At 35.1% G+C, this 7,493-nt stretch carries 4 protein-coding genes, 1 tRNA gene and 1 pseudogene; 3 read left to right on the plus strand and 3 right to left on the minus strand.

Features of this window, described 5'->3' with window-relative positions:
* Positions 1-2,264 (minus strand): annotated as a pseudogene (locus GN157_RS14330) (hypothetical protein); the annotation flags it as partial.
* 240 nt (positions 2,265-2,504) lie between these two features.
* Positions 2,505-3,728: a DUF4856 domain-containing protein gene (locus GN157_RS14335; RefSeq protein ID WP_157484196.1), complete on the minus strand. Its 1,224-nt coding sequence runs from the start codon at positions 3,726-3,728 to the stop codon at positions 2,505-2,507.
* A gap of 228 nt (positions 3,729-3,956) precedes the next feature.
* Here GN157_RS14335 and GN157_RS14340 point away from each other — a divergent pair, with 228 nt between their 5' ends.
* The 3 genes from GN157_RS14340 (at position 3,957) to GN157_RS14350 (ending at position 7,251) form a co-directional block, all read left to right on the plus strand.
* Complete coding sequence (locus GN157_RS14340) at positions 3,957-4,391, plus strand: hypothetical protein (RefSeq protein WP_157484197.1); 435 nt, start codon at positions 3,957-3,959, stop codon at positions 4,389-4,391.
* A 155-nt stretch (positions 4,392-4,546) separates the two neighbouring features.
* Positions 4,547-4,969: a hypothetical protein gene (locus GN157_RS14345; protein WP_157484198.1), complete on the plus strand. Its 423-nt coding sequence runs from the start codon at positions 4,547-4,549 to the stop codon at positions 4,967-4,969.
* 617 nt (positions 4,970-5,586) lie between these two features.
* Positions 5,587-7,251, plus strand: coding sequence for a MutS-related protein (locus GN157_RS14350; RefSeq protein ID WP_157484199.1), 1,665 nt, complete (start codon positions 5,587-5,589; stop codon positions 7,249-7,251).
* 150 nt (positions 7,252-7,401) lie between these two features.
* Here the strand turns inward: GN157_RS14350 and GN157_RS14355 are convergent.
* Positions 7,402-7,474, minus strand: a tRNA-Met gene (locus GN157_RS14355).
* Positions 7,475-7,493: the final 19 nt, after the last annotated feature.

The raw sequence follows: 7,493 nt of genomic DNA on the forward strand, positions 1-7,493 counted from the left end.
AACGGAGCAGTGTTTTGATAGGTTGCCGGGTTGGCAATAACGTTGGTTGCGCTATCAGCATCGGCATAAGTCATATAGTAACTCACCGCGTAATCAACATTACCACCAGTGATTTCTGTGTCTTTTGTAGTTAAATCAAACTCCTCAATACCATCGTTAGCATCAGGGTCCGTCTGGTCACATTGAACGTAGTTCGTGATTGGAGCTGAAATCGTTGGTAGGGGATGAACAAATAATTGTATTTCCTCTATAGAATAACAATCGGTAGTCGTACCATCTTCCACTACCCTCATATAAATTGATTGTCCACCTGCTATCATATTGGTAAACAAGGGCTGTGACTGAGGATTTAAGTTCGCTTCGGCGTCTGCCTCAGTAAGATGAATGGTTACCGTATAGCCAGTTTGGTTGTTTAATGCCTCGGCAATAGCCGGAGCCAAATCAAATTCGGCAACACCATCATTAGTAGCATCATCACAAAGTTCAAGCGGAGTTACAGGCATAAGTACCGGAGCAGCATTTATGATAAATGAGACTGTACTACTACCTGCTATCAAACAGTTCTCTATATCTTCCTCTACACTGTAAGTAATATCATAAATACCCGGTGTACTGGCAAGTAAATTAATTTCTCCCGTACCCGGATCTATTACCACTTCTGCCGGAGCACTAAAAGTACCTCCTGTGGTAAAATCAGTCCCTGTAGTTGGTGTCACTGTACCATCACTGGTACAAAGTGCTTCAGGAAGGGTAAAATCGGTAACCGGATCCTGTCCCGGATTCACAGTAACCACTAAAGGATAAGCTGGTGTTTGACATCCGGCATCTGATTCCTGAATAACATAATAGGTAACAGAACCTACAACAGAGGTATCGGGTGTTGGGTTAGAATACGCAACTCCATTAAGGTAATATAACATAGTATACCCCGGCTCATCTACAGGAATATCGATAGGTACCGCAGTTTGTCCCTGACAGTAAGTAATATCTGTAATTACAGGATCTGAAGGGTATGGCCCCGTATAAGAAACCTCTATAGTACTAGTACAATATTCTGTAGTCCAGTCAAAGTAATAAATTCCCTGAACTGAAAACCCTGATATATCTACATTATTTGCAGTAGGATCTGAAAAAGTTACCGTTGAAGGATTACCACCGTGAGCAGACCACGTACCTGTACCTGCCGCCTCTAAACTGGCTACAAGATCACCACAATCCATATAAAACGGATTAGGTGAAATGATACCGTTATTAGCCGTAAAACTAATTGCATCTAAAAAGTTACCCACACTCGCACCTCCTACACTGGAAACCGACTGTAGTATAAAACGTGTTATAGGCTGGTTGTCAGGCACGGTGTAAGTACCTGTATTATAACTCCAGGCTGTATTTCCTGTAGATACAGTCGTTACCGGAGTATATGGCCCGCCCGGGGGACCTGCTAATAACTGACAGGTATCGGTACCCTGACGCCCGCGGTGTGCAAACCCATAGTTAAATACTGTTGACTGTGGAGTATTGTAATCCTGATAAACTCCCGAAACCACATTTGCATTAAGTTCTATAAACTGGTCACCGCTATATGCAGGGACATTTTCATAGTTAGGTTCCTGCCAAAACTCCATTGTCTGATCTGAAGCGGTAGTACGCCATCCCTGTACCACATTGTGATTTACAAATGTTGGGTAAGTAGACCATGTAAGGTTAGGGAGCTCAAAATCGTAGTTTACCGTAGTAATTAAACACTCTGTTTGGTTATTATTAGACGGTGGCGGTGGTGTAGTAACACAAACCAAAAAAGTATTGGTTAAACTGGGAGATGTAGTGTTAAAGTAAATTTTTACTTTATAAGTATCTCCAATAATAAGCCCTGAGGCATTAAGTACGTTGTTCTGGCTACACGAGAGCATAGTCAGCCCTGTGCAGTCACCATCATACAGAACAATCACCATAGGCTGCGGCGTACCCGAAAAGTTAGATAGCGCAATAGTGTGTGCTGTAGAAGTCGCCGTAAACTCATACCAAACATCGGCGCCGTTTTGGGCCGTACATGTTGCGCCAAGTGCAGAAGCCGTAGCCTGGGCAAAAGTGGCTGTGGTTCCTGAGGCACAAATCTCGGTTGAGTTTACGGTTAAAGGTGTTGCTCCTGCACAATCATCATTTGCAGGGGGAAGCAACATTTCATTATCTGAAAGTGCATAGCCGAAATTACAGCCAAACACTAAAAATAATAAGGCATAAAAAGTAAATTTAATTCTTCCCATCGTGGTGGTATTTAACAAGCTAGTCAGTAAAAAGTTGCCTAAATTAACAAATATTAAGACTTAATTACACAAAAAAAATAAATAAAATTAAACATATTACATTATATGTAAAATGTAAAGTGTATTATTATCATTAAAACAATTATAACAGCGTTTACCCTAATATCACAATATGTTAAAAAAATAAGGCTGCATTACTGCAGCCTTATCCCTATATATAATTGACATATGTTATACATATTAGTGGCTACCTCCTTCGGTAATTGCCTCCTCGATAGTAAATCCAAATCGTTGTGCTATCTGAGCCGAAACAGCATCAGCAGCATTTAAGGTGTAATCCATATCCCAAAAACCGTTTTCTCCACCAGTAAGGCTTTCTAACATTGCATTAACTTCCTCTCCCGTAAAATAAGGAGCATTTGTAGCCGAGTTATTGGTAAAGCGTAAACCGGCTATAAAACCATAAGCTTCAGATAGTGCGTGGAACGATTTAATAGTAGCAAGTTCATCTGTAGATAATAACCCTTTACCCTCATGTAAATAGTATACAGCTCTAACTGCACCTATAACCGAAAAATTTTGTTTAATTACCTGTATTTGCTCATTACGTGTAGTGTAATCTTTATTAACGATAGCAGCTCTACCTTTAATGAAAGCATTTTTAATATTATCTGTTATCCCTTCAAAATAAGGATTACCGTTTACAGTATTCATATAACTTTCCCAGTAGTATTTCTTTACAGAACCATCGGTATTTGTAGTAGTATAACCAAACACATAACCATAAGCTTCGTCCCACTTATGCTCCATTGTAGTATAGTTAGTCCCATCTTCAAGAGTACCTGCATCATTAGCAAGTTTTGTTTCATCAAGCACAGTAGTACTTAGGTAATTGTTTAATGCCTGATCCATAAAACAAGCACCCATTAAACCTTTTATAATAGCCTGATTGATTTCAAGTCCGTTACCGTTTACCAGTCTTTTACCTGCATCTACCGAACCGGCAACACCTGGTGCTCCAGTAGTTTCATACTGCGCCGCTACAGTACCCATTTCGGTAAAAAGGTTATCAAAAGTAGTTTTGATTTCATTAGCTTCTACTGTATTAGCCGAAAAATAATCTGCCGAAGCTGCAGTTTTATTTCTTAGTTGTTTGCTCGAATTATTAAGCTCATCATCTGTAAAAGCATTGTTGTTGTTTGAGAACATATCTACAACTTTTTGAGCATCAAACTCAGGGTAACCTGCCTGATTTTTAGAATAAGTATCAAATTCAGCAAGCATTTTTATTCTTTGTGTCTGTCCTGAAAAATTAACACTTGTTTCTCCGTTTCTTTCAAACTGATAAGTAGAAGGAACCTCATAAGAAAGTTCGTTAACATTATCATCATCACTTGAACATGAAACCAAAGAAGATACAGTAAACGTAGCCGCAGCTAAAATAGTAATAGCCTTAAAATTCATTTTAATGTGGATTAATTGTTGTTTTAGTGGGCGCAAATATAAAACATTGTTACTTGCAGAATGAAATTATTTATAGTAAATCTAAATAAATTTACTATCAAAAAGCCCCAAAACACTAGAGGTTACAAACTAATCAACACGTTGTTAACAACTTAAGTCAAATTAAAGCTAACAATAAATATTTACTTATTAAATATTTATTAATTTTGTAACTAAATCCCCCAAATAATGAAACATACTATTTTTACTTTCCTGGCTGGCTTAGTAGCCCTGCTGGGATGCTCCTGTGAACCACAGGACAGTGATCAAATCTCCTCACAAAACGAGCTTAGTTATGTAAGCCAGTCTGTACCAACCCAACTAAAAGGAGGCTACTATTCCCACACTAGCGTTAATGCTACCGGCAAAGAAGAAGTTGTTATTGAACTCACTGCCGATAGGTTTTGGATTAAGGACATTTATGACCTTGACCTTAATCAATACAGGGTATTTGTTAACGGAACCTGCTGGACTATTATTTTTCTTTCTGACACACAAGAGATAAGAATAAGTGATTATATTAAAGAAGAAAACTTTGTACACATCACTTTATGGGAAAACGGAAAGATGATTAAAGACCTTGGCATTTATGACAAGATCAAAGAAAAGGAAACACAACCTTAATCAGTAATCAGTACTTTGAAAAAGGCTCCAAAAAATTGGAGCCTTTTTTATTTAACAATAATACAATCATCTCAACAATTCAAAAACTAACTCAAAAACAACTATAAATCAAATAATTATCTATATTTGCACTTTAACCCACACCCCCACGTTTTATGAAATCTTGTTTTGTAGTAATCCTTTTAGGGCTAGCTTCCCTATTAGGAACCTCGTGTGAACCACAGGAGGTTAACCAGGAGCCCACCCAACTCAGCCCCTACCAAAGTACCTACACAGTACCTACTCAACTACAAGGCGAATACACAAAGCATACAGGAGCCCCTAAAACGGGCAAAGAGGAGGTTGAAATAACAATCACCAGCGACCATGTTTCGGTTAAAGGTTTGTATGACCTCGACCTGAACAGTTACACCATTTTCGTAAACAGCGACTGTTGGTTAATTATTTACCTGAGCGACTCATTAGAGATCAGGATAAGTGATTATATCAAAGAGCTCAACTTAATTGTTGTTACGCTATGGGAAAACGGAATTCAAACTACCGAATTAGGTGTGTTTGACAAAACAACTGTTCAATAAAAACAAAAAACCCGGAAATTTCCGGGTTTTGTTTTTATAATGAGCTACATAACAACATGATAATCAAAAAATTTAGACAACAACATGCATTAATGAAGGAGCGAAGACGACACAACAAGTTATAAACCAATATAGTTAACTAGTATTAAATGCAACTGGTAAATAAGAGATTAAGAAAAATAAAAAAGGCAGGGAATCCCCTGCCTTTACACCCAATTTAAAAAAAAGCTTACTTATAGTTAATTATTAACTTCACTAAATCTACTGTATTAAAACCAATTAGCGCTATTTTATTTTAAAATTAATTAAATCTTAAGAATCTTTTTTTGAGAACTTACTAAAATATCAAAATTGAACATTTATTACAATTAGCAATATGGATACTATATTTATACTAAATACTTACTTAACAGCATTTACAGTACTTTTTGCCCAAACTTGAATAGGGCGAACAAATAGAATCGATTTTTAGCAGCTCAGTTTAATCCGCTATGGGTGGCTAACTATAACCGTTTTTGCGATTATAATGTAGAAACAATTTTGACAAAATTTACCAAATGAATGATAAGCTGAACATATTTTGTAACATTAAATAAAAAGTCCACACTAATTGTTTTATGATTAAAGACATAATATTTCAAATAAAATACACTTTTTCTCAAATAAAATTCAACCGAAAAAAAGAGTTAGATAAAAGATTAAAAGAATCATTCGGAAATCTGAAAGATGACTCTTTTAACTTTGATTACATTGAAAAATACTTTAGAAATAAAGATAATTCAAAAGCACATCAAGTATTGTCAGACAAAACTTGTAACGACTTGGATTTTGATGATTTGTTTATGTTATTTGACAGAACTCATTCAAAAGTTGGCCAACAATACCTATACAATCATCTTCGCACAATAAAAGTAAATGAAAAGCAAACCAAGCTAAACGAAGAAATAATATCTGAATTATCGGAAAATCCAGAATTAAGAATTTCGGTTCAAAAAAAACTTGAAAAACTAAAACATAAAGATGCGCATTATATATCCTCCTTATTTCAAGATGAGCATCTTAATCCACCAAAATGGTTTATTGTAATAAAATTATTGTCATTTGCCAGTTTAGCCTCACTCATTTTAGGCTTTTTCAATCCTATATTTTTTATTGTTCTATTAGGTATTTTTTGCGTGAATTTTGTACTTCATTATTGGAATAAAAATAATTTAGTTCAATATGTAGGTTCAATTCCACAGCTTTTAAAACTTAATACTATTGCATCACATTTATTTACCAACTCATTATTTAAAAAATTAAATCCTGACTTACCAAAGTCTGTTAATTTAATAAATGGAGTTAAAAATAGAATGTCATTTTTTTCACTTGAGGCCAAACTTCAAGGAGAATTTGAAATCATAGCCTGGTTTGTATTTGAGATTTTTAAAACAATGTTTCTGCTTGAGCCTTTATTATTATTTGGTGTTTTAAAAAAACTAAACACTAAAAGAGGTGACATAGAAAACGTTTTTGAGTTTGTTGGACATATAGATATGCTAATTTCCATAGCATCTTTAAGAAAAGGACTTGAAACATTTTGTTTGCCAATTATTAACCATGGAAATAAAATTATTGCTAAAGATATAAGCCATCCCTTAATTTTTAATTGCACAACTAATAGTATTGAAATATCTGAAAAATCTATTCTTCTTACAGGTTCAAATATGTCTGGAAAAACCTCTTTTATTCGTGCAATTGGACTGAATGTAATAACTGGAATTACAATCAATACCTGTTTTGCTAAATCAATGACTTTTCCTTTATTGAAAGTGTTTTCGGCTATTCGAATAAGTGATGATTTGATGAATGACAAAAGTTACTATTTTGAAGAAGTTTTAACCATTAAGGAAATGCTGAAAGAAAGTCAAAATGGGAATAAAAACTTATTTCTACTAGATGAAATATTTAAAGGAACAAATACAGTAGAGCGCATTTCTTCCGGAAAATCAATTTTATCCGCTTTAACAAAGCATAACAATAAAATATTGGTTTCAACCCACGACATAGAATTAACCGATATGCTATCAGATGAATACGAATTGTATCATTTTAGTGAAACAGTAAATGATAATAGCATAGGTTTTGATTACAAACTGAAAGAAGGTAAACTAAAAAAAAGAAATGCAATTAGAATACTTGAAATAAACAATTATCCAAAAGAGGTTGTAGAAGAAGCAATCGAAATAGCTAAAGAATTAGATAAAACATATTTAGCAAAAAATTCTACTGGTAAAACATAGCCTCAATTACGGCAGATTCGACTGCGCCCGACCGAATTCTATAATTTCTAATAATATTAAATAGAAATTATATGAAAAATGAAAAGAAAGCAAATTCTGTACCCTTTGGAAATAAAAAAAGGCTTCACATATGTGAAGCCTTTTACTTAGTAGCGGGAACTGGACTCGAACCAGTGACCTTCGGGTTATGAGCCCGACGAGCTACCTACTGCTCTATCCCGCGATGTTTCGGGTGCAAATAT

Source organism: Flavobacterium rakeshii, from assembly GCF_009741375.1.
Taxonomy (GTDB): Bacteria; Bacteroidota; Bacteroidia; order Flavobacteriales; family Flavobacteriaceae; genus Flavobacterium; species Flavobacterium rakeshii.

What these genes read in the sequence shown, in the direction of transcription:
- GN157_RS14335 (WP_157484196.1), bottom strand. Translation starts at nt 3,728, where the DNA reads ATGAATTTTAAGGCTATTACTATTTTAGCTGCGGCTACGTTTACTGTA.
- GN157_RS14340 (WP_157484197.1), top strand. Translation starts at nt 3,957, where the DNA reads ATGAAACATACTATTTTTACTTTCCTGGCTGGCTTAGTAGCCCTGCTG.
- GN157_RS14345 (WP_157484198.1), top strand. Translation starts at nt 4,547, where the DNA reads ATGAAATCTTGTTTTGTAGTAATCCTTTTAGGGCTAGCTTCCCTATTA.
- GN157_RS14350 (WP_157484199.1), top strand. Translation starts at nt 5,587, where the DNA reads ATGATTAAAGACATAATATTTCAAATAAAATACACTTTTTCTCAAATA.